This window comes from Leifsonia shinshuensis (assembly GCF_022606355.1).
In the GTDB taxonomy this organism is placed as follows: Bacteria; Actinomycetota; Actinomycetes; order Actinomycetales; family Microbacteriaceae; genus Leifsonia; species Leifsonia shinshuensis_B.
Genome location: NZ_JAHHZQ010000004.1, coordinates 48,482 through 66,895 on the forward strand (window position 1 = coordinate 48,482; position 18,414 = coordinate 66,895).

The following is an 18,414-nucleotide window of genomic DNA, read 5'->3' on the forward strand; positions in this document are numbered from 1 at the left end:
CGGTCACTGCACAGGGTGCGCGCCGGTCAGCGCGCTCGTTGCCGCCGGGCACGCGCGTTGGAGAGAGTGGAATCCATGACCTCCACGATCCTCGAGCCGGTCATCGGAGCGCACGCCGACGTCGCCGCGCTGCTCCGCCGGCTCTACCGGACGATGGCCACCGTTCGCAGACTCGACCGTGAAGCGGTCATCCTGCGCGGGCGCGGCGTCCTCCCCGAACACATCGACTCGCTCGGCCGCGAGGCTGTGCAGGTCGGCGCCGCGTCGGCGCTCGACCCGGCGCGCGACCGCGCATTCCCTGCGGCGCACGAGCCGGGAATCGCGATCGCGCTCGGCGCTGATCCGGCGGCGGTGCTCAGCCCGCGCAGCGGCGCGCTCGGCGCCGCGTTGGACGGCTCGGTGACCCACGCCGCCGGCTGGGCGCTCGGCGCCAAGCTCGACCGCACCGGCGCGTGCGCCCTCGTTCCCGTCGGCACAGGGGGCGGCAGCCCCGTCGAGGTGCGCAGCGCCGTCGGCACCGCGCGCGCAGCGGCGCTCCCCGTGGTCTTCCTCTCGAGCTCCGGTCGCTCCGGCGGCGCCTCGATGCCCGTCCTGCTGGTCGACGGCTCCGATGCGCTCGCGGTGCACGACGCCACGCGGGAGGCTCTGGCGCACGCGCGTTCGGGCGCCGGGCCCATCCTGATCGACGCCGTGCTGCCCGAACCGTCGGCGTGGCCCGCCCGCGACCCCCTCGTGGTCTGCGAGCAGCGCCTCCGCGCGACCGGAACCGTCGACGACGACTACTTCGCCGAGATCGCCGACACCGCGGACGCCCTCGCCGACCGGCTGCGCGCCCGCTTGACCGGCAGGCTCTGAATCGCCGCCGGTCCGAGCCTCCACACGCGCAGATCGGGCAGGATGGACACATGCGCCTCCACGTCGAACGCCACCCGGGGGCCGACCCGGTTCTGCTGGTGCACGGCTTCGCCACGACCGGCGCGCTGACCTGGGAGGCGACCGGCTGGGTGGCAGCGCTCGCCGAGGCGGGCCGAGGTGCGGTCGTCCCCGACCTGCGCGGTCACGGCGGAAGCGACGCCCCGCACGATCCCGCAGCGTATTCGCCCGACCTCCTCGCGGCCGACCTCCTCGCCGTCCTCGACGACCAGGACCTCGCCCGCGTCGACGTCATCGGGTACTCGATGGGCAGCTGGGTCGCCCTCGCCCTCGCCGGACAGGCGCCGGACCGCGTCCGGCGGCTCGTCGTCGGCGGTGTCGGCACGGTCGAGCAGTTCGGGCGGTGGGGCGTGGAGGCCGTGCGGCGGGCGATCCTGGAGGGGGCCGACTCCCTCCCGGCCGACAGCCCGCTCGCGCCGCTGCTGTCGTCGCTGCGCGAGGCGCCCGGCGTCGACCGTGCGGCGCTGGCCGCGTGTGCGGAGGGGATGGCGCAGCACCCGCTGCCGCTGCCGCCGGCGACGCCGGCGTTCTCCGCGCCGACGCTCGTGGTGGTGGGCGAGGCGGATCCCGTCGCCGACGGCGCCGACGAGGCCGCCCGCCGTCTCGGCGCCGAGCTCGTCGTGATCCCGCGCCGCAACCACATCACGACGTTGAGCGCCCGCGCCTTCAAGCAGGCTGCCCTCCCGTTCCTGGGAGCTTCGGTCAGCCTGTAGGAGCGGGGTCGGTGCGGTCGTACGATGTGCGAGGAGCGAAGGAGTGCCCATGATCGACAGGCTGGACGCCGACCTCATCGCGCTGCTCACCGAGGAGCCGCGACTGGGGGTGTTCGAGGCCTCCCGACGGCTGGGGGTGGCGCGTGGCACCGTGCAGGCCCGACTCGACCGCTTGCAGCGCACCGGCGTGGTGAAAGACTTCGCCCCGACGATCGACAACCACCGGCTCGGCTTTCCCGTGACGGCGTTCGTGACCGCCGAGATCACCCAGAGCGACCTCTCGGTCGTCGAGCACCTGCGCGGCATCCCCGAGGTGCTGGAGGTGCACACGGTGACCGGGTCCGGCGACCTGCTGATCCGGGTCGTCGCCCGCTCGAACGCCGATCTGCAGCGCGTGATCAGCGGCATCCTGGGAGATCCGGCGATCAGCCGCACCTCCACCGTCATCGCGCTGGAGACCAAGATCGAGAGCCGCAGCGTGCCGCTGGTGCAGGCGGCCGTCGAAGACTGAGCAGAACGAGCCCGCGTAGAACGAGACCGAGCAGTGCGAGCCAGAGCAGAACCGAGCCAGTAAGGAGTCAACATGGACGAGAGGGTCTTGCTCGAGCGCGTGCCCGACCGCCTCTTCATCGGCGGCGAGTGGGTGCCGGGAGGCAACGGGACACTGAAGGTCTTCGACCCGGCGACCGGTGATCCGATCCGCGAGATCGCGAACGCCTCGGTGGACGACGGCGCCCGCGCGCTGGACGCCGCGGTCGAGGCGGCCGACGCGTGGGCGGCGACCCCGCCGCGCACGCGCGGTGAGATCCTGCGCCGGGCGTTCGATCTGCTGCAGGAGCGCCGTGATGAGTTCGCGTTGCTGATGACGCTGGAGATGGGCAAGCCGCTGGCCGAGGCCAACGGCGAGGTCACCTACGGCGGCGAGTTCCTGCGCTGGTTCTCCGAGGAGGCCGTGCGCATCTCCGGCCGCTACGGGACCAACCCCGAGGGCACCGGCCGGATGATCGTGTCGCAGCATCCCGTCGGCCCCTGCTTCCTGATCACGCCGTGGAACTTCCCGCTGGCGATGGCGACGCGCAAGATCGCCCCGGCTCTGGCCGCGGGGTGCACCGTCGTGGTGAAGCCGGCCGAGCTGACGCCCCTGACGACCCTGTACTTCGCCCGGCTGCTCGAAGACGCCGGGCTGCCGGCCGGCGTGCTCAACGTGATCACGACCTCCACCTCCGGAAAGGTCTCCGCTCCGATCATCGCCGACCCGCGGCTGCGGAAGCTCTCGTTCACCGGCTCGACCGAGGTGGGCAGGAAGCTGCTGCAGCAGGCGTCGGAGAACGTGCTGCGCACCTCGATGGAGCTCGGCGGCAACGCGCCGTTCGTCGTGTTCGACGACGCGGACCTCGACCGTGCCGTCGAGGGCGCGCTGCTGGCGAAGTTCCGCAACATCGGCGAGGCGTGCACCGCGGCCAACCGGTTCATCGTGCACGAGGACGTCGCGGACGAGTTCGCCCGCCGGGTGACCGCCAGAGTCTCCGCGATGAAGATCGGTCGCGGCACCGAAGACGGTGTCACCATCGGCCCGCTGATCAACGAGGACGCGGTCGACAAGGCCGCCGAGCTCGTGGAGGACGCGGTCGCCAGGGGCGCCTCGGTGCTGACCGGCGGCTCCCGCGTCTCCGGGCCCGGCACCTTCTACGAGCCGACCGTCGTCACCGACGTGCGCGCGGGCAGCGAGATTCTCCGGCAGGAGATCTTCGGGCCCGTGCTGTCGATCGTGCGCTTCCGCGACGAGGACGAAGCCGTGCGCGTCGCCAACGACACCGAGTTCGGCCTGGTCTCGTACGTGTTCACGAAAGACCTCGCGCGCGGCCAGCGGATGATCGAGCGGCTGCAGACCGGGATGATGGGCCTCAACGTCGGCGTCATCTCGAACGCGGCCGCGCCGTTCGGCGGCGTGAAGCAGTCGGGGCTCGGACGCGAGGGCGGCCTCGAGGGCATCCACGAGTACCTGAGCACGAAGTACACCCTGACGCCCGACCCGTTCACGGTCTGAAGCCGCGCCACCGTCCGAACCGAGGAGCACCATCATGCCGACCGAAGCCGTCATCGTCGACGTCGTCCGCACCCCGTCCGGCCGCGGCAAGCCGGGAGGGGAGCTGTCGGACATCCACCCCGCCGACCTGCTCGCCGGCGTGCTCGCCGAACTGGCCCACCGCAACGGGCTCGACCCCGCACTCATCGACGACGTGATCGGCGGCTGCGTCACGCAGACCGGCGAGCAGGCGGGCAACGTCACGCGGACCGCGGTGCTCAGCGCAGGCTTCCCGGAGAGCGTGCCCGCGGTCACCATCGACCGGCAGTGCGGGTCGAGCCAGCAGGCGGCGGCCTTCGCCGCGCAGGGCGTGATCGCCGGCGCGTACGACATCGTCATCGCCTGCGGGGTGGAGTCGATGAGCCGGGAGCCCCTGGGCTCGAACGTGGCGGGCGCCTCCCTCGGCGGTGAGCTGCTGCACTCGCGCTACCCTGACGGCCTCGTCAACCAGGGCGTGGCGGCGGAGCTGATCGCGGAGCGGTGGGGAATCCCACGAGACGAGCTCGACGCCTTCGCGGCCGAATCGCACCGGCGCGCAGCGGAGGCCGCCGCCTCCGGGGCCTTCGAGACCGAGCTCGTGCCGGTGCCGACACCGGACAGCGGCAGCGTGGACGCGGACGAGACCATCCGGCCGGGGACCACCGTGGAGAAGCTGGCCGCGCTGGCGCCGTCGTTCCGCACGGACGCGCTGGCGGCGCGCTTCCCACAGCTCGACTGGCGGATCACGCCGGGCAACTCCTCGCCGCTCACCGACGGTGCCTCGGCGGCCCTGATCATGAGCGCGGAGGCGGCGAGACGGCTCGGGCTGAGGCCGCGGGCGCGGTTCCACTCGTTCGCGGTCGCCGGCAGCGACCCGCTCTTCATGCTCACGGGGATCCTCCCGGCGACCCGCAAGCTGCTCGACCGCAGCGGTGTGAAGCTCGACGACATCGACGCGTACGAGGTGAACGAGGCCTTCGCTCCCGTGCCGCTCCTGTGGCAGCGCGAGTTCGACGCGGATCCGGCCCGGTTGAACCCGCGGGGCGGCGCCATCGCGCTGGGCCACGCACTCGGCTCGTCGGGCACGCGGCTGCTCGGGACCCTCCTGAACGAGCTCGAGGCGGTCGGCGGCCGCTACGGCCTGCAGACCATGTGCGAGGGTGGGGGAACCGCCAACGCCACCCTCATCGAGCTCCTCTGACCCACCTCGGACGGAACTCACCGACGAAAGGACACTCATGCAGATCGACGGATGTTCGGCCCTCGTTACCGGCGGCGCCAGCGGACTCGGCAACGCCACCGCGCGGGCGCTGACGGAGGCCGGCGCGCGCGTCGTGATCGTCGACCTCCCCAGCTCGGAGGGCGAGAAGGCCGCTGTCGCCCTGGGCCCGCACGCACGGTTCGTGGCGGCCGACGTCACCGACGTCGAGCAGGTGCAGGAGGCCGTGCAGACCGCGAGCGCTCTCGCGCCGCTGCGGATCGTGGTCAACTGCGCGGGCATCGCGACGGCTCAGAAGGTGCTGGGCCGTGACGGCGTCCTCCCGCTGGAGAGCTTCGAACGGGTGATCAGAGTCAACCTGATCGGCACCTTCAACGTGGTGCGCCTGGCCGCCGCCGCGATGGTCGAGACCGAGCCGGTGGGGGAGGACGTGCCGGGAGGCCGGGAGCGCGGCGTCATCGTGAACACCGCCTCCGTCGCCGCCTTCGACGGCCAGATCGGCCAGCCCGCCTACTCCGCCTCCAAGGGCGGCGTCGCGGCGATGACGCTTCCGCTCGCCCGCGAGTTCGCGCGCAGCCTGATCCGGGTGGTCACCATCGCACCGGGGATCTTCGAGACGCCGATGATGGCGGGGCTGCCGCAGGCGGCGCAGGACTCGCTCGCGGAACAGGTGCCGCACCCCTCGCGGCTCGGCCGGCCGTCCGAGTACGCGCAGCTGGTGCGCTCCATCGTCGAGAACCCGATGCTCAACGGCGAGACCATCCGCCTCGACGGGGCCATCCGCATGCAGCCCAAGTAGCCCCGACATTCGTCACGAATGTGCACATTCGTGCCACGAATCTCGAGATTCGTGACGAATCTCAGACGCCGGAGTGGGCCTCCAGGAACGTGAAGACGTCGGAGTCGTCGACGCCCGGAAACGACCCCGACGGCAGCGGCGAGAGGATGTGCGCGTGCAGGCGCGCGCTGGGCCACGCCTTGCCCGACCAGTGCCCGGTCAGCTCGGCAGGGGCGCGCTTGCAGCACGACTCGTCCGGGCAGCGCGACTCCGCCCGCTCCGTCGTCTCCCGGCCGCGGAACCACTTGGCCTGGTCGAACGGCACGCCGACACTGATCGAGAAGCCGCCGTCCGCGGTGCTGCCCGTCTGCGTCGAGCACCAGTAGGTGCCTGCGGGAGTGTCGGTGTACTGGTAGAACTCCGTCGTGCGGTTGGTGCGCGCGAAGGCGTTGCGGGCGCCCCACTTGCGGCACACCACCTGCCCCTCGATCGAGCCGGTCACATCGGTCGGCAGCGGCAGGCTGTCGTTCTCGTACCCCTTGTAGAGCGTGCCGTCGTCGCCGACGCGCAGGAAGTGCAGGGGCATGTCGAGGTGCCGCGTCGCCAGGTTGGTCAGCCGCAGCGCCGCGGCCTCGTGCGTCACACCGAACGCGTCGCGGAAGTCCTCGACGGCGAGATCCTTCTCCTTCTTCGCCTGCTGCAGGAAGGCGACGGCCGCCTCCTCGGGCATCAGGCAGCAGGCCGCGAAGTAGTTGATCTCCAGCCGCTGCCGGAGGAAGTCCGCGTAGCTGGCCGGCCGCTCGTGTCCCAGCAGCCGGTGCGCCATCGCCTGCAGCGCCATCGACCGGAGGCCGTGCCCGCCGGGGATGGACGCAGGAGGCAGGTAGATGCGCCCGTTCTCGAGATCGGTGATCGAGCGGGTGGACCTCGGGAGGTCGTCGACGTAGATCAGCTCGAAGCCCAGCTGCTCCGCCATCACGCTCACCTCGCGGTGGGTGAGGGCGCCGCGGACGTGCCCGGACGCGCGCACACGCTCCTCGGCGAGCCGCTCGATGTCGGGGATGTAGTTGTCCTGCCCGCGCATCCGCTCGCGCAACTCGGTGTTCGCCCTGCGCGCCTCCTCGGGCGTCGCGATCGCCTCGTTGGCCCGGCGCGCGAGCTCGCGATGGAGACCGACGAGGGCCTCCAGCGTCTCGGTCGGCGTGCCCTTGGTCGGCTTGACGGCGGGGAGGCCGAGCGACCCGTAGAGCGTGCCGCGCTGCGCACGGGAGAGCTCGATCTCCAGGGCTGCGCGCTCGTCCGGCGGCTCGGCGGAGAGCAGGTCGGCGAGCTGCACCCCCAACGCGGACGCGATGGTGCCGAGGAGGGAGATGCGCGGTTCGCGCTTGCCGTTCTCGATCAGCGAGAGCTGACTGGCGGCCACCCCTGCGGCGGCGCCGAGCTCGTCGAGCGTCAGACCGCGCTGCGTGCGGAAGTGCCGGATGCGGTGACCGAGGGTGGCGACGTCGGTGGTCACCGGCTCAGAGGCGAGGGAGTCCATGCCTTCACGATAGCGAAAGAATCCCGATTCTTTACGTCCACTTTCTGACGCGGTGCCGTGAATCCTGCTCGATGCTGGTTTCAGACCCCGATCTTTCCGAACGAGAGGACCTCCGGAATGAGCATCGCCGAGCTTCCCCGGACCGACCGCACCGCCGACACCGTGCACTCCGACACCGCGCACCCCGACCAGGCTCACCAGTCCGACGGTCACAGCGCGCCCATCGCCCGCGGAACGGCCGCCCCGGAAGGCATCGCCGGGCTGACCGGGCTCGACGGCCTCCGGGCCTGGGTGGCCGGCATCGCCGACCTGACCCAGCCCGAGTCGATCGTCTGGTGCGACGGAACCCCCGGTGAGGAGGACCGCCTCACCAAGCTGCTCGTCGCCGAGGGCAAGCTCATCCGGTTGAACCCGGAGTGGCGTCCGAACAGCTTCCTCGCCCGCACCGACCCCGGTGACGTGGCCCGGGTCGAGGACCGCACCTTCATCTGCTCGCTCGACGAGCAGGACGCCGGCCCGACGAACAACTGGCGCGAGCCGGAGGCCATGCGCGCCGAGCTGCGCGACGTCTTCGCCGGCAGCATGCGCGGCCGCACGATGTACGTCGTCCCGTTCTCGATGGGCCCGGTCGGCGGCCCGATCTCGCAGGTGGGCGTCGAGCTGACCGACTCCGCCTACGTCGCCGTGAGCATGGTGAAGATGACCCGGGTGACGAGCGCCGTGCTCGACCTCATCGACGCCGGGCAGCCGTGGGTGCCGACCGTGCACAGCGTGGGCGCTCCGCTGATCGACGACGCCGGCGTCCGTCACGACGATGTGTCCTGGCCGTGCAACGAGACCAAGTACATCGTCCAGTTCCCCGAGACGCGCGAGGTCTGGTCGTACGGCTCCGGCTACGGCGGCAACGCCATCCTCGCCAAGAAGGCCTTCGCGCTGCGGATCGCCTCGGCCATGGCCCGCGACGAGGGCTGGCTCGCCGAGCACATGCTGCTCATCAAGGTCACCTCGCCGGAGGGTCGCGCCTTCCACTTCGCGGCGGCGTTCCCGTCGGCGTGCGGCAAGACGAACCTCGCGATGCTGCGCCCGACCATCCCGGGCTGGACCGTGGAGACCATCGGCGACGACATCGCCTGGCTGCGTCAGGGGCCCGACGGCCGGCTGCGCGCCATCAACCCCGAGGCCGGCTTCTTCGGTGTCGCGCCCGGCACCGGCGAGCTCACCAACAAGACGGCGGTCGAGACGCTCTGGGGCAACACGATCTTCACCAACGTGGCGCTGCGCGACGACGGCGACGTGTGGTGGGAGGGCCTGACCGAGGAGCCCCCCGCGCACCTCATCGACTGGGAGGGCAACGACTGGACGCCCGCGAGCGGACGTCCGGCCGCGCACCCGAACTCCCGGTTCACCGTGTCCGCCGCGCAGTGCCCGTCCATCGCGGACGACTGGGACGCGTTCGACGGCGTGCCGATCGACGCCATCCTCTTCGGTGGCCGTCGCGCCACCAACGTGCCCCTCGTGGCGCAGGCACGCGACTGGAAGCACGGCGTCTTCATCGGCGCGACGGTCTCGTCCGAGAAGACCGCAGCGGCCGAGGGCACAGTGGGCGAGCTGCGGCGCGACCCGTTCGCGATGCTCCCGTTCTGCGGGTACAACATGGCCGACTACTGGGGTCACTGGCTGGAGGTCGGCGAGCAGCTCGGCGAGAACGCGCCGGCGGTGTTCCAGGTCAACTGGTTCCGCAAGGGCGACGACGGCCGGTTCCTGTGGCCGGGCTTCGGCGAGAACTCGCGTGTGATCGAGTGGATCGCCCGGCGGGTGGAGGGCACGGCCGACGCCGTCTCGACGCCGATCGGCTGTCTCCCGCAGGCCGAGCAGCTCGATCTCGACGGCCTCGACCTCGCCGAGGCGGACGTCGCCGAGCTGTTCGAGGTCGACCGCGACAGCTGGCTCGCCGAGTGCGACCTCACCGAGGAGTACTTCGAGCAGTTCGGCACCCGCGTCCCCGCCGCGCTCCGCGCCGAGCTCGCCTCGCTGCGCTACCAGCTCCGCGCCTGACCGCGGACACCGGCTATCGCTTCCTCACTTCCTCCCGCCCGCGCACGGCGTGTTGCGGGAGAAAGTGAGGAAGCGATGGCTGCTCAGACGAGGAGTTGGTGCTTGGCGAGGTCGCGGTAGAGCGGGGTGCTCGCGACGAGCTCGGAGTGGGTTCCCACACCGATGACGCGGCCGTGGTCGAGCACGACGATCTGGTCGCTGTCGACGACGGTCGAGAGGCGGTGCGCGATGACGAGGAGGGTGCGGTCCTCCGCCACGGCGTCGATCGCCTCCCGCATCAGCTGCTCGTTGCGGCCGTCGAGGCTCGACGTCGACTCGTCCAGCAGCAGCACGGGCGGCGCAGCGAGCAGTGCACGGGCGATCGCGAGCCGTTGGCGCTCGCCGCCGGAGAGCATGATGCCGTCTTCGCCGACCGGGGCATCGAGCCCGAGGTCGCTGCGCTCCAGAACCTCGGTGAGATTGACCGCGTGGAGGACGTCGATGCACTCCTGATCCGTCGCTTCCGGCGTCGCCAGCCGCAGGTTGTCGCGCAGCGAGCCGGCGAGCACCGGGGCGTCCTGCTCGACGTAGCCGATGTTCGAACGGAGGGCGACGCGGTCGAGAGTGCGGACATCCATGCCGCCGAAACGCACCTCGCCGGCCTCCGGGTCGTAGAAGCGCTCGACCAGCGCCAGGATGGTCGACTTGCCCGCGCCGGACGGCCCGACCAGCGCTGTGCGCTTGCCGCGGGGGACGGCGAAGCTGACACCGTGCAGGACGCCCCCGGGGGATGCCGCGGGCGTGTCCTCCCCGAGCCCGGCAGCGGCCTCCGCCTCGGCCACGACGTCCACGCCGCCGATGGCCTCGAATGCGATGGCCTCGGCGTCCGTCGGCGTCGGGCGGGCCTGCGCCGCCGACTCCTCCGGCGCGGCGGGCGTGGACGGGTACGCGAACTCCACGTCGACGAACTCGATCGCGGGGGCGCCGGGTGCGAGCCCCTCGTTCGCCGCGCCGACGGTCAGCGCCAGCGGGGCGATCTCGCGGTCGTGCTGGTCCTCGGTGGGCAGGTCGAGGATCTCCTGGATGCGGCCGAGCGCTCCGAGGGCCGAGTTGACGGCGGTGATCGCGCCGAAGGCCTGGCCGAGCGGCAGGATCATCATGAACAGGAAGAGGATGAACGCCACCAGGTTGGCGACGGTGATCGCCCCGCTCGCGACCCGGAAGCCGCCGACGCCGAGCACCACCAGGAACGACACCTGCATCGCGATCCCGGCGACCGGGACGACGAGCGCCGAGATCTTCGCGACCTGGATGCCCATCCGCCACGCGCCGGTCGCGTCGTCGTCGACGGCGGCGATCTCCCGGTCGGTCGCGTTGGCGGCGCGGATCGTGCGCACCGAGCTGATCGCACGCTCCACGGCGGCCGCGAGGTCGCCGACCTTCGTCTGCGCTTTCTGGCTGGCGACCCGGATGCGCCCCGACAGCAGCGTGACGACGACGATCGAGACCGCCACCACCAGCACGGTCAGCCCCAGCAGCACCGGGTCGATGATGAGCATCGCGATGAGCGCTCCGATGAAGGTGAGCGCGCCGCCGATGGCCTCCACGAGCCCCTGCGTGAGCACTGCGCGCAGCAGCGTGGTGTCGGAGCCGACCCGCGACACCAGGTCGCCGGTGCGGCGGGTGTCGAACTCGCTGATCGGCAGCCGCAGCAGGCGGCCGACCAGCTTGCGCCGAGACGAGAGCACGACACCCTCGCCGGTGCGCTGCAGGAGGTAGTGCTGGTAGCCCGAGATCAGCGCGGAGACGACGACCAGGGCGACCAGCCCCCAGACGATGCCGTTCAGCGGCTCGCCCTTGCCGACCAGGGTGATCACCTGACTGACGAGCAGCGGCTGCGCGAGGCTCGCCGCCGCCCCCAGCACGCTCAGCACGACGACGACGGAGAGCACCGCGCGGTGCTCGAGGAGGTAGGGGAGGAGCTGGCTGAACCGTGCGCGGGGACCGGCGTCCGCCTCCCGCCGGGCGAAGGGGGAACGACGACGCGGGGGAGCGCTGGTCTCGGTGCGAGCGCTGGTCTCGGTGCTCATGGGGGTTCCTTCGAAGAGGGTTCGGGATGCTGATTCGACCGTACTTCCTGTGGACTGCCTGTTTGCTGAAACTCCGGGGATGTCGGACGACGGGGATACAGTGCTGAACTATGCCGACGTCTGTCATCACCGCCACCGATCTGGTCAAGAAGTACAAGGACTTCCCAGCGGTCGACGGCATCAGCTTCGAGGTCGAGGCGGGGGAGTCGTTCGGCCTTCTCGGACCGAACGGCGCGGGCAAGTCGACGACGATGCGCATGATCGGAGCCGTCTCCACCCGCACGGCCGGCGAGCTGAGCATCCTCGGGCTCGATCCCGATCGTTACGGGCCCGAGATCCGGTCGCAGCTCGGCGTGGTGCCGCAGTCCGACAACCTCGACACCGAGTTGCGCGTGCGCGACAACCTCATCGTGTACGGACGCTACTTCGGCCTGCCGTCGGCACACGTTCGGAGGCGCGCCGACGAACTGCTGGCCTTCGCGCAGCTCGAAGACAAGGCGAAGGCGAAGGTCGACGACCTCTCCGGCGGCATGAAGCGCAGGCTGACCATCGCGCGGGCGCTCATCAACGACCCGCGCATCCTGCTGCTCGACGAGCCGACCACCGGGCTCGACCCGCAGGCGAGGCACATCCTCTGGGATCGGCTGTTCCGGCTCAAAGAGCAGGGCACGACGCTCCTGCTGACCACCCACTACATGGACGAGGCCGAGCAGCTCTGCGATCGCCTGGTCGTCGTCGACAAAGGCACGATCATGGCGGAGGGCACTCCTGCCTCGCTCATCCGCCAGTACTCGACGCGTGAGGTGCTGGAGGTGCGGTTCGGCTCCGACCGCAACGCCGAGGTCGCCCCGCTTCTCGACGGCATCGGCGAACGGGTCGAGGTGCTGCCCGACCGCATCCTGGTCTACAGCGACGACGGGGAGGCCGAGCTCGCGCGGCTGACCGAGCGCGGGCTGCACCCGATCACCAGCCTCGTGCGCCGGTCGAGCCTCGAAGACGTCTTCCTGCGGCTCACCGGGCGGAGTCTGATCGAATGAGCGCGACCGCAGCGGTGGACGAGGGCGCGCACGCGGCGCTCGCCGGCGCCGGCAGGCCGCGCCGGTTCGGCGCCTGGTACGTCGCCGAGCACCGGTTCCGGGTGATGCGCGCGTACCTGCAGACGCTGCTGGTCACGGGCTTCGGCAACCCGTTCCTCTACCTGTTCGCGATGGGCGTCGGCCTCGGGAGCCTGGTCAGCGCCAATCTGGGCCCGAGCGCGGTCGACGGCGTGAGCTACCTGGCCTTCGTCGCGCCGGCGCTGCTCTGCACGGCGGCGGTCACGGTCGCCAGCGAGGAGTTCACCTACCCGGTGATGCTGGGATTCAAATGGAACCCGACCTTCATCGGCATCAGCGCCTCCCCGATCTCGGCCGGCCAGATCATCGACGGCGTGGTCATCTCGGTGGTGGCGCGCCTGCTGGGAACGACCATCGTCTACTACGCCTTCATGCTGCTGTTCGGCGCGGTGCCGAGCCCGTGGGGCTGGCTCGCGATCCTGGTCGCGACCCTGGGCGGCCTCGCGTTCGGCGCCCCGGTCATGGTCTACGTCGCCACGCTGGAGCAGGACACCGGCCAGATCGCGATGCTGATGCGGTTCGTGCTGCTGCCCATGACGCTGTTCTCCGGCACGTTCTTCCCGCTGTCGACGATGCCGCCGTACCTCCAGTGGATCGGGTGGATCTCCCCGCTGTGGCACTCCACCGAGCTCTCGCGTGTGTTCGCGTACGGGTACGCCGAGCCGTTATGGCTGACGCTCGTCCACGTCGTCTACCTGGCCGGGCTCTTCGTCGTCTTCTGGTTGTGGGCCAGGCGCATCGCCGCGAGGAGGCTGAACAAGTGACCACCACGCGCGATCCCTTCGTCGCCGCTGTGTCGCGAGCGCGTCCGCTGCGCGCGCTCTACGCCGGCAACGCCCGGTCGGTGATGCAGCGCGGCTGGTCGGCCACCCGCAGCACGAACTGGCTGGTGATCGTCTCCGGCTTCTTCGAGCCGATCTTCTACCTGCTGTCGCTCGGCGTCGGCTTCGGTGGGCTGGTCGGCACGGTCACGACGGCCGGCGGTGAGCAGGTGCCGTACGCCGCGTTCATCGCCCCGGCGCTGCTGGCCACCACCGCGATGAACGGCGCGGTCTACGACTCCACGTGGAACGTCTTCTTCAAGATGCATTTCGCCAAGCTGTACGAGGGGATGCTGTCGACCTCCCTCGGCCCGCTCGACGTCGCGCTGGGGGAGATCCTGCTCGCCCTGCTGCGTGGCGCCCTGTACGCGGCCGGGTTCATGGTCGTGATGCAGGCGCTGAACCTGAACCTGTCGTGGTGGGCGCTGCTCGCCCTCCCGGCGGTCCTGCTGATCGCGTTCGGCTTCGCCAGTTTCGGGATGGGCGTCACCAGCTACATGAAGACGTTCCAGCAGATGGACTGGATCAACTTCATCCTGCTGCCGATGTTCCTGCTGTCGGCGACGTTCTACCCGATCACGGTCTACCCGGAGTGGATCCAGAAGATCATCATGGCGCTGCCGCTCTGGCACGGCGTCGAACTGGTCCGCGGCCTCACGACCGGCAACGTCGATCCCGGGATGCTCTGGCATGTGCTGTACTTCGCGGTCATGATCGCGCTCGGCCTGATCCTGACCACCCGCCGCCTGCGAGCCCTCTTCCTCGACTGAGCACATCGAGGGGCACGTAAACGCCCCTAAAACGCCGTTTTTGGGGCGTTAGCGTGCCCCTCGATCGAACGCGGCTGCGGTGGGCCGGCCGAATCGTGCCGATCGGTAGGCTGAGGGTATGGAAACCCTCTTCGCCGTGCTGCATGTCGTGTCCGCCGTGTTCATCGTCGGGCCGATGGCCATCCTCCCGATGACGGCCATGCGCGCCGTCCGAGCGGGCAACGCCGGGCAGGTGGAGGTTCTGGCCAAGTCGACGAACCTGATCTCGCTGCTGTCGCTGCTCGTGGTCTTCTTCGGCTTCGGGGTGATGGGGCTGGCCGACAAGAAGTACGGCCTGAGCGTCACCACGCCGTGGATCCTGTGGTCGATCATCCTGTATGTGATCGCGCTCGCCCTGACGCTGTTCCTCGTGGTGCCGACGATGCGCCGGGCCGCAGAGGCGCTCCGTGGCGGAGAGACCTCGAAGTACCCTGCCATCGCTGCAGGCTCCGGTGTCGCGAGCCTCCTGCTGGTCGCCGTCGTCGTACTGATGGTCTGGAAGCCGTAGCCTTCCGGACCACCAGCCGACGCGAGCTCTCCTAGGCGCGCAGCTCCCGCAGCGCGACAGCCGTCGCGAGTGCCGCGTGCGCGGCCTCCTCGCCCTTGTCCTCGCGCGAGCCGGGGAGGCCGGCGCGGTCGATCCCCTGAGCCTCGTCGTCGAGCGTGAGCACGCCGAAGCCGACGGGCTTGCCGGTGTCGAGCGCGACGCGGGTCAGGCCGTCGGTGGCGGCCGACGACACGTACTCGAAGTGCGGGGTGCCGCCGCGGATGATCACGCCGAGGGCGACCACCGCGTCGGCGCCTGCTTCCAGCGCCGCCTTGCTGACGACGGGGAGCTCGAAGCTGCCGGGCACGCGGACCAGCGAGTAGTCGGCTCCCGCGGCCTCCAGCGTCCTGGTCGCCCCGGCGATCAGGCCGTCGGTGATCAGCTCGTGCCAGGTGCCCGCGACGATCACGACCTTCAGCCCGCGGCCGTCCACGGCCTCCGTCGTCTTCGGGGCTCCCGCTCCGCTCATCGTGCAGTCCTCTCCGCCGCCACCGCAGCCGTTCCGTCCGACCCGTCCTCCGGGTCGATGTCGTCGATCACGTGACCCATGCGGTCGCGCTTGGTCTCCAGGTACCCTTCGTTGAACACGCCGACGCCCACGACGAGCGGAACGCGCTCCTCGACGGCGATTCCGTGCTCCTCCAGCTGGCGCACCTTCTCGGGGTTGTTGGTCAGCAGTCGCACCGACTCGATCCCCAGGTCGTTCAGGATGGCCGTGGCCGCGCCGTAGTCGCGCGCGTCGATCGGCAGGCCGAGGGCGAGGTTGGCGTCGAGCGTGTCGAGGCCGTCCTCCTGCAGCTTGTAGGCGCGCAGCTTGTTGATCAGGCCGATGCCGCGCCCCTCGTGGCCGCGCAGGTAGACGACGACGCCGCCCTCGCGCTGGATGGTGGCGAGCGCCGCATCGAGCTGCGGCCCGCACTCGCACTTCAGCGAGCCGAACGCCTCACCGGTCAGGCACTCCGAATGCACGCGGACGAGGGTGCCCTCCTCGCTCGGGTGGCCGGAGACGATCGCGACGTGGTCGGCACCGGTCATCCGGTCGCGGTAGGCGCGCATCCGGAACGACCCGTTCACCGTCGGTACCGTCGTCTCGACCTCGAAGATCACCCGCGAGGACTCCGGGATCGGCGTGGGGGAGGCCAGCTGCTGGTCGCAGTGGAACTCCTGCAGATACGCGATGAGCGCCTCGATCGTGATCACCAGCACGCCCTCGCGCTCGCCGAGCTCGAGGAGGCCGGGGAGGCGCATCATCTCGCCGTCGTCGGCGACGATCTCGGCGATCGCGGCCACCGGGGTGAGACCGGCAAGCTTCATCAGGTCGACCGACGCCTCGGTGTGGCCGTCGCGCTCGCGCACCCCGCCGTCCACGGCGCGCAGCGGCAGGATGTGGCCGGGACGGTGCAGGCTCGCCGGGGTCGAGGCGGCGTCGGCGAGCACCCGCAGGGTGTGCGAGCGGTCGGCCGCGCTGATGCCGGTCGACAGCCGGTCGGCCGCGTCGACGCTGACCGTGTAGTTGGTGCCGCGGGCGTCCTCGTTGTTCGCGACCATCACGGGCAGCTCGAGGCGGTCGGCGATCTCGTTCGTCATCGGAGCGCAGATGAAGCCGGACGAGTTCTTGACCGTCCAGGCGATCCACTCCTGACTGGCGAGCTCGGCGGCGATCACGACGTCGCCCTCGTTCTCGCGGCTCTCGTTGTCGACCACGATCACGGGTCGCCCCGCTCGCAGCTCGGTGAGGGCCTCTGGGATGGTGGCGAGGGTCATGACGCACTCCGTTCTGTCAGCGTCTGCCGTTCGGTGAGCGACGGCTCCAGCGCGAGCATCCGCTCGACGTGGCGGGCCAGGATGTCGGTCTCGATGTTCACGCGGTCGCCGGGGACGCGGTCGCCCAGCGTGGTGGCGGTCAGGGTCTCCGGGATCAGCGACACCTCGAACCAGCCGTCCTCGAGACCGCCGCCGACGTCGCTCACGGTGAGCGAGACGCCGTCGACGGCGATGGAGCCCTTGCGGGCGACCAGCGGCGCGTGCTGAGGGTCGAGGCTCAACCGGACGACGCGCCATGCGCTGCCGTCTTCGATGGAGAGCACGGTGGCGGTGCCGTCGATGTGGCCCTGGACGATGTGGCCGCCGAGGCGGTCGCCGACCTGGGCCGCGCGTTCGAGGTTGACGCGGCGCCCGGGCTGCACGCCGTCGAGCGTGCTCATCGCGAGCGTCTCGGCCATCACGTCGGCGGTGAACGACTCGGCGTCCTGGCCGATCACCGTGAGGCAGACGCCGCTGACCGAGATGGAGTCGCCGTGGGCGGCGTCGCTGACCGCGAGCGGCCCGCGGACCGTGATCCTGGCCGCGTCGGCGACCCGCTCCACAGCGGTGATCTCGCCCAGCTCTTCGATGATTCCGGTGAACACTCTCAGCCCTCCTGGTGGGTGGTGTCGCCCTGCTGGGCGGTCGCGGGTGGCGGGACGGGCACGGCCCGCAGGTAGAGGTCGCCGCCGAGCCGCTCGACGTCAAGGATGCGCAGCCGCCGCTGGTCGGCGATCGTCGCGACGCCGATGTCGCCCAGCGCGAATCGAGGCCCGCCGAGCAGCGACGGCGCCAGGTAGATGGCGTACTCGTCGACCAGGCCGGCCTCCACGAACGCGCTGGCCAGGGTGGGACCGCCCTCGACGTACACCCGGCGGAAGCCGCGCTGACGGAGGTCGGCGACGACCTGGTGGAGGTCGTGGGTGCCCTCGAAGATCACCGGGTTCGGGTGGCGGAAGACCGCCGCGTCGTTGGGCACGGCGCGCGTGCCGACCACGACGGGGGTCGGCTGCGTGGCGAGCAGCTCGCCTGCGTCGCCACGGGCGGTGAGGCTCGGGTCGTCGGCGAGAACGGTGCCCGTCCCGACCACGATCGCGTCGGAGGCCTCCCGCTGCTCGTGCACGCGCTGGCGGGCGGCGGCTCCGGTGATCCACTTGCTGGTGCCGTCGGCCGCCGCGGCCCGGCCGTCGAGCGTGCTCGCCCACTTCACGGTGATGTACGGGCGGCCCAGCCGCGCGGCCGTCAGCCAGTCGTCGAGGAACGCCTCGGCCTCCTCGGCGAGCACGCCTCCCGTCACGGCGACGCCGGCCTCCCTGAGCCGCTCCGCGCCCCCGCTCGAATGGCGGCCCGGGTCCGCGACGGCGTAGACCACCCGGGCGACGCCCGCCGCGATGAGCGCCTCGGAGCAGGGGCCGGTGAGCCCCCAGTGGTTGCACGGTTCGAGCGTGACGACGGCGGTCGCCCCCGTGGCGCCGCCCTCGGGCAGCGAGCTGAGCGCGTCGACCTCCGCGTGCGCCGTGCCGGCCCCGCGATGGAAGCCCTCGGCGATGGTCCGCCCCTCGGCGTCGAGGATGACGCAGCCGACGCGCGGGTTCACACCGGTGGCGGGGCCGCCTTCGGCGAGCCGCAGTGCGGTGCGCATCGCCGCATCCCATTCTCCAGTCCGGGTCATCCGGGCGTCGTCCTGTCTCTCGTACCGTCGAGACGTGATGCCGGGGTCGCTGGAGCGGAATGCTCGCGTTCGCCCGCGATCGTCGCCGACCGCGGGACGTGCGCCTCCCATCCGGACTGAGCGCCCAGGTTGTCGCCTGCACGCATTACCGTCGGTGCCGGAATTCCACCGGCTCAGCAGGAGGCTCGCACCTCCCGCTCGCGGACTGTCACCGCCGGTTCGGACTCTCACCGACCCCGGAGCACGTTTTTCTGTTGTCGAGTCTAGATCAACGC

General features: G+C 71.0%; 17 protein-coding genes and 1 riboswitch. Of the genes, 11 read left to right on the forward strand and 6 right to left on the reverse strand.

From position 1 onward, the window contains the following. Positions 1 to 75: 75 nt before the first annotated feature. The 6 genes from KNO15_RS15590 to KNO15_RS15615 all read left to right on the forward strand — a co-directional run bounded on the left by KNO15_RS15590 (position 76) and on the right by KNO15_RS15615 (position 5,729). Positions 76 to 855 carry a thiamine pyrophosphate-dependent enzyme gene (locus KNO15_RS15590; protein WP_241704725.1) on the forward strand — a complete coding sequence of 260 codons (780 nt, stop codon included), beginning with the start codon at positions 76 to 78 and terminating at the stop codon, positions 853 to 855. 50 nt (positions 856 to 905) lie between these two features. After that, positions 906 to 1,646, forward strand: coding sequence for an alpha/beta fold hydrolase (locus KNO15_RS15595; protein ID WP_241704726.1), 741 nt, complete (start codon positions 906 to 908; stop codon positions 1,644 to 1,646). A gap of 49 nt (positions 1,647 to 1,695) precedes the next feature. After that, on the forward strand, positions 1,696 to 2,157 hold the full coding sequence (locus KNO15_RS15600; RefSeq protein WP_208038441.1) for an Lrp/AsnC family transcriptional regulator: 462 nt from the start codon (positions 1,696 to 1,698) through the stop codon (positions 2,155 to 2,157). Between the two features lie 72 nt (positions 2,158 to 2,229). Then, a complete protein-coding gene (locus tag KNO15_RS15605) occupies positions 2,230 to 3,693 on the forward strand; it encodes an NAD-dependent succinate-semialdehyde dehydrogenase (protein ID WP_241704727.1) in 1,464 nt (487 codons plus the stop codon). A gap of 34 nt (positions 3,694 to 3,727) precedes the next feature. After that, complete coding sequence (locus KNO15_RS15610; RefSeq protein ID WP_241704728.1) at positions 3,728 to 4,912, forward strand: thiolase family protein; 1,185 nt, start codon at positions 3,728 to 3,730, stop codon at positions 4,910 to 4,912. A 37-nt stretch (positions 4,913 to 4,949) separates the two neighbouring features. After that, a complete protein-coding gene (locus KNO15_RS15615; RefSeq protein ID WP_241704729.1) occupies positions 4,950 to 5,729 on the forward strand; it encodes a 3-hydroxyacyl-CoA dehydrogenase in 780 nt (259 codons plus the stop codon). Between the two features lie 61 nt (positions 5,730 to 5,790). On the opposite strand, the gene KNO15_RS15620 is transcribed toward KNO15_RS15615, so the two are convergent. Then, positions 5,791 to 7,248, reverse strand: coding sequence for a helix-turn-helix transcriptional regulator (locus KNO15_RS15620; RefSeq protein WP_241704730.1), 1,458 nt, complete (start codon positions 7,246 to 7,248; stop codon positions 5,791 to 5,793). Between the two features lie 117 nt (positions 7,249 to 7,365). On the opposite strand from KNO15_RS15620, the gene KNO15_RS15625 reads away from it, so the two are divergent. After that, positions 7,366 to 9,303: a phosphoenolpyruvate carboxykinase (GTP) gene (locus tag KNO15_RS15625; RefSeq protein WP_241704731.1), complete on the forward strand. Its 1,938-nt coding sequence runs from the start codon at positions 7,366 to 7,368 to the stop codon at positions 9,301 to 9,303. A gap of 83 nt (positions 9,304 to 9,386) precedes the next feature. Here the strand turns inward: KNO15_RS15625 and KNO15_RS15630 are convergent, their stop codons facing one another. Beyond that, complete coding sequence (locus KNO15_RS15630; protein ID WP_241704732.1) at positions 9,387 to 11,372, reverse strand: ABC transporter ATP-binding protein; 1,986 nt, start codon at positions 11,370 to 11,372, stop codon at positions 9,387 to 9,389. 110 nt (positions 11,373 to 11,482) lie between these two features. On the opposite strand from KNO15_RS15630, the gene KNO15_RS15635 reads away from it, so the two are divergent. From KNO15_RS15635 to KNO15_RS15650, 4 genes are all read left to right on the forward strand, one after another. Beyond that, complete coding sequence (locus KNO15_RS15635) at positions 11,483 to 12,409, forward strand: ABC transporter ATP-binding protein (RefSeq protein ID WP_241704733.1); 927 nt, start codon at positions 11,483 to 11,485, stop codon at positions 12,407 to 12,409. Further along, positions 12,406 to 13,251 (forward strand): ABC transporter permease, encoded by an 846-nt coding sequence (locus KNO15_RS15640; RefSeq protein WP_241704734.1) that lies wholly within the window; start codon positions 12,406 to 12,408, stop codon positions 13,249 to 13,251. The genes KNO15_RS15635 and KNO15_RS15640 overlap by 4 nt, the downstream gene beginning before the upstream one ends. Continuing rightward, positions 13,248 to 14,078, forward strand: coding sequence for an ABC transporter permease (locus KNO15_RS15645; RefSeq protein ID WP_241704735.1), 831 nt, complete (start codon positions 13,248 to 13,250; stop codon positions 14,076 to 14,078). Before KNO15_RS15640 ends, KNO15_RS15645 begins: the two co-directional genes overlap by 4 nt. A gap of 118 nt (positions 14,079 to 14,196) precedes the next feature. After that, positions 14,197 to 14,625, forward strand: a complete 429-nt coding sequence (locus KNO15_RS15650) for a DUF2269 family protein (RefSeq protein ID WP_241704736.1) — start codon at positions 14,197 to 14,199, stop codon at positions 14,623 to 14,625. Positions 14,626 to 14,656: 31 nt separating this feature from the next. Here KNO15_RS15650 and ribH read toward each other — a convergent pair whose 3' ends face one another. The 4 genes from ribH to ribD are packed head-to-tail and all read right to left on the reverse strand — an operon-like array spanning position 14,657 to position 18,109. Beyond that, positions 14,657 to 15,133, reverse strand: coding sequence for a 6,7-dimethyl-8-ribityllumazine synthase (ribH, locus tag KNO15_RS15655; protein ID WP_241704737.1), 477 nt, complete (start codon positions 15,131 to 15,133; stop codon positions 14,657 to 14,659). Continuing rightward, positions 15,130 to 16,428, reverse strand: coding sequence for a GTP cyclohydrolase II (gene ribA, locus KNO15_RS15660; protein WP_241704738.1), 1,299 nt, complete (start codon positions 16,426 to 16,428; stop codon positions 15,130 to 15,132). The genes ribH and ribA overlap by 4 nt, the downstream gene beginning before the upstream one ends. Further along, a complete protein-coding gene (locus KNO15_RS15665; protein ID WP_241704739.1) occupies positions 16,425 to 17,072 on the reverse strand; it encodes a riboflavin synthase in 648 nt (215 codons plus the stop codon). The genes ribA and KNO15_RS15665 overlap by 4 nt, the downstream gene beginning before the upstream one ends. A 2-nt stretch (positions 17,073 to 17,074) precedes the next feature. Beyond that, positions 17,075 to 18,109: a bifunctional diaminohydroxyphosphoribosylaminopyrimidine deaminase/5-amino-6-(5-phosphoribosylamino)uracil reductase RibD gene (gene ribD / locus KNO15_RS15670; RefSeq protein ID WP_308220447.1), complete on the reverse strand. Its 1,035-nt coding sequence runs from the start codon at positions 18,107 to 18,109 to the stop codon at positions 17,075 to 17,077. A gap of 125 nt (positions 18,110 to 18,234) precedes the next feature. Continuing rightward, positions 18,235 to 18,387: riboswitch (FMN riboswitch) on the reverse strand. Positions 18,388 to 18,414 lie beyond the last annotated feature (27 nt).

Coding starts and splice junctions, on each gene's coding strand:
- KNO15_RS15610 (WP_241704728.1), top strand. CDS start 3,728: ATGCCGACCGAAGCCGTCATCGTCGACGTCGTCCGCACCCCGTCCGGC.
- ribD (WP_308220447.1), bottom strand. CDS start 18,109: ATGCGCACCGCACTGCGGCTCGCCGAAGGCGGCCCCGCCACCGGTGTG.
- KNO15_RS15605 (WP_241704727.1), top strand. CDS start 2,230: ATGGACGAGAGGGTCTTGCTCGAGCGCGTGCCCGACCGCCTCTTCATC.
- KNO15_RS15635 (WP_241704733.1), top strand. CDS start 11,483: ATGCCGACGTCTGTCATCACCGCCACCGATCTGGTCAAGAAGTACAAG.
- KNO15_RS15650 (WP_241704736.1), top strand. CDS start 14,197: ATGGAAACCCTCTTCGCCGTGCTGCATGTCGTGTCCGCCGTGTTCATC.
- KNO15_RS15590 (WP_241704725.1), top strand. CDS start 76: ATGACCTCCACGATCCTCGAGCCGGTCATCGGAGCGCACGCCGACGTC.
- KNO15_RS15595 (WP_241704726.1), top strand. CDS start 906: ATGCGCCTCCACGTCGAACGCCACCCGGGGGCCGACCCGGTTCTGCTG.
- KNO15_RS15600 (WP_208038441.1), top strand. CDS start 1,696: ATGATCGACAGGCTGGACGCCGACCTCATCGCGCTGCTCACCGAGGAG.
- KNO15_RS15615 (WP_241704729.1), top strand. CDS start 4,950: ATGCAGATCGACGGATGTTCGGCCCTCGTTACCGGCGGCGCCAGCGGA.
- KNO15_RS15625 (WP_241704731.1), top strand. CDS start 7,366: ATGAGCATCGCCGAGCTTCCCCGGACCGACCGCACCGCCGACACCGTG.
- KNO15_RS15640 (WP_241704734.1), top strand. CDS start 12,406: ATGAGCGCGACCGCAGCGGTGGACGAGGGCGCGCACGCGGCGCTCGCC.
- ribH (WP_241704737.1), bottom strand. CDS start 15,133: ATGAGCGGAGCGGGAGCCCCGAAGACGACGGAGGCCGTGGACGGCCGC.
- KNO15_RS15620 (WP_241704730.1), bottom strand. CDS start 7,248: ATGGACTCCCTCGCCTCTGAGCCGGTGACCACCGACGTCGCCACCCTC.
- ribA (WP_241704738.1), bottom strand. CDS start 16,428: ATGACCCTCGCCACCATCCCAGAGGCCCTCACCGAGCTGCGAGCGGGG.
- KNO15_RS15630 (WP_241704732.1), bottom strand. CDS start 11,372: ATGAGCACCGAGACCAGCGCTCGCACCGAGACCAGCGCTCCCCCGCGT.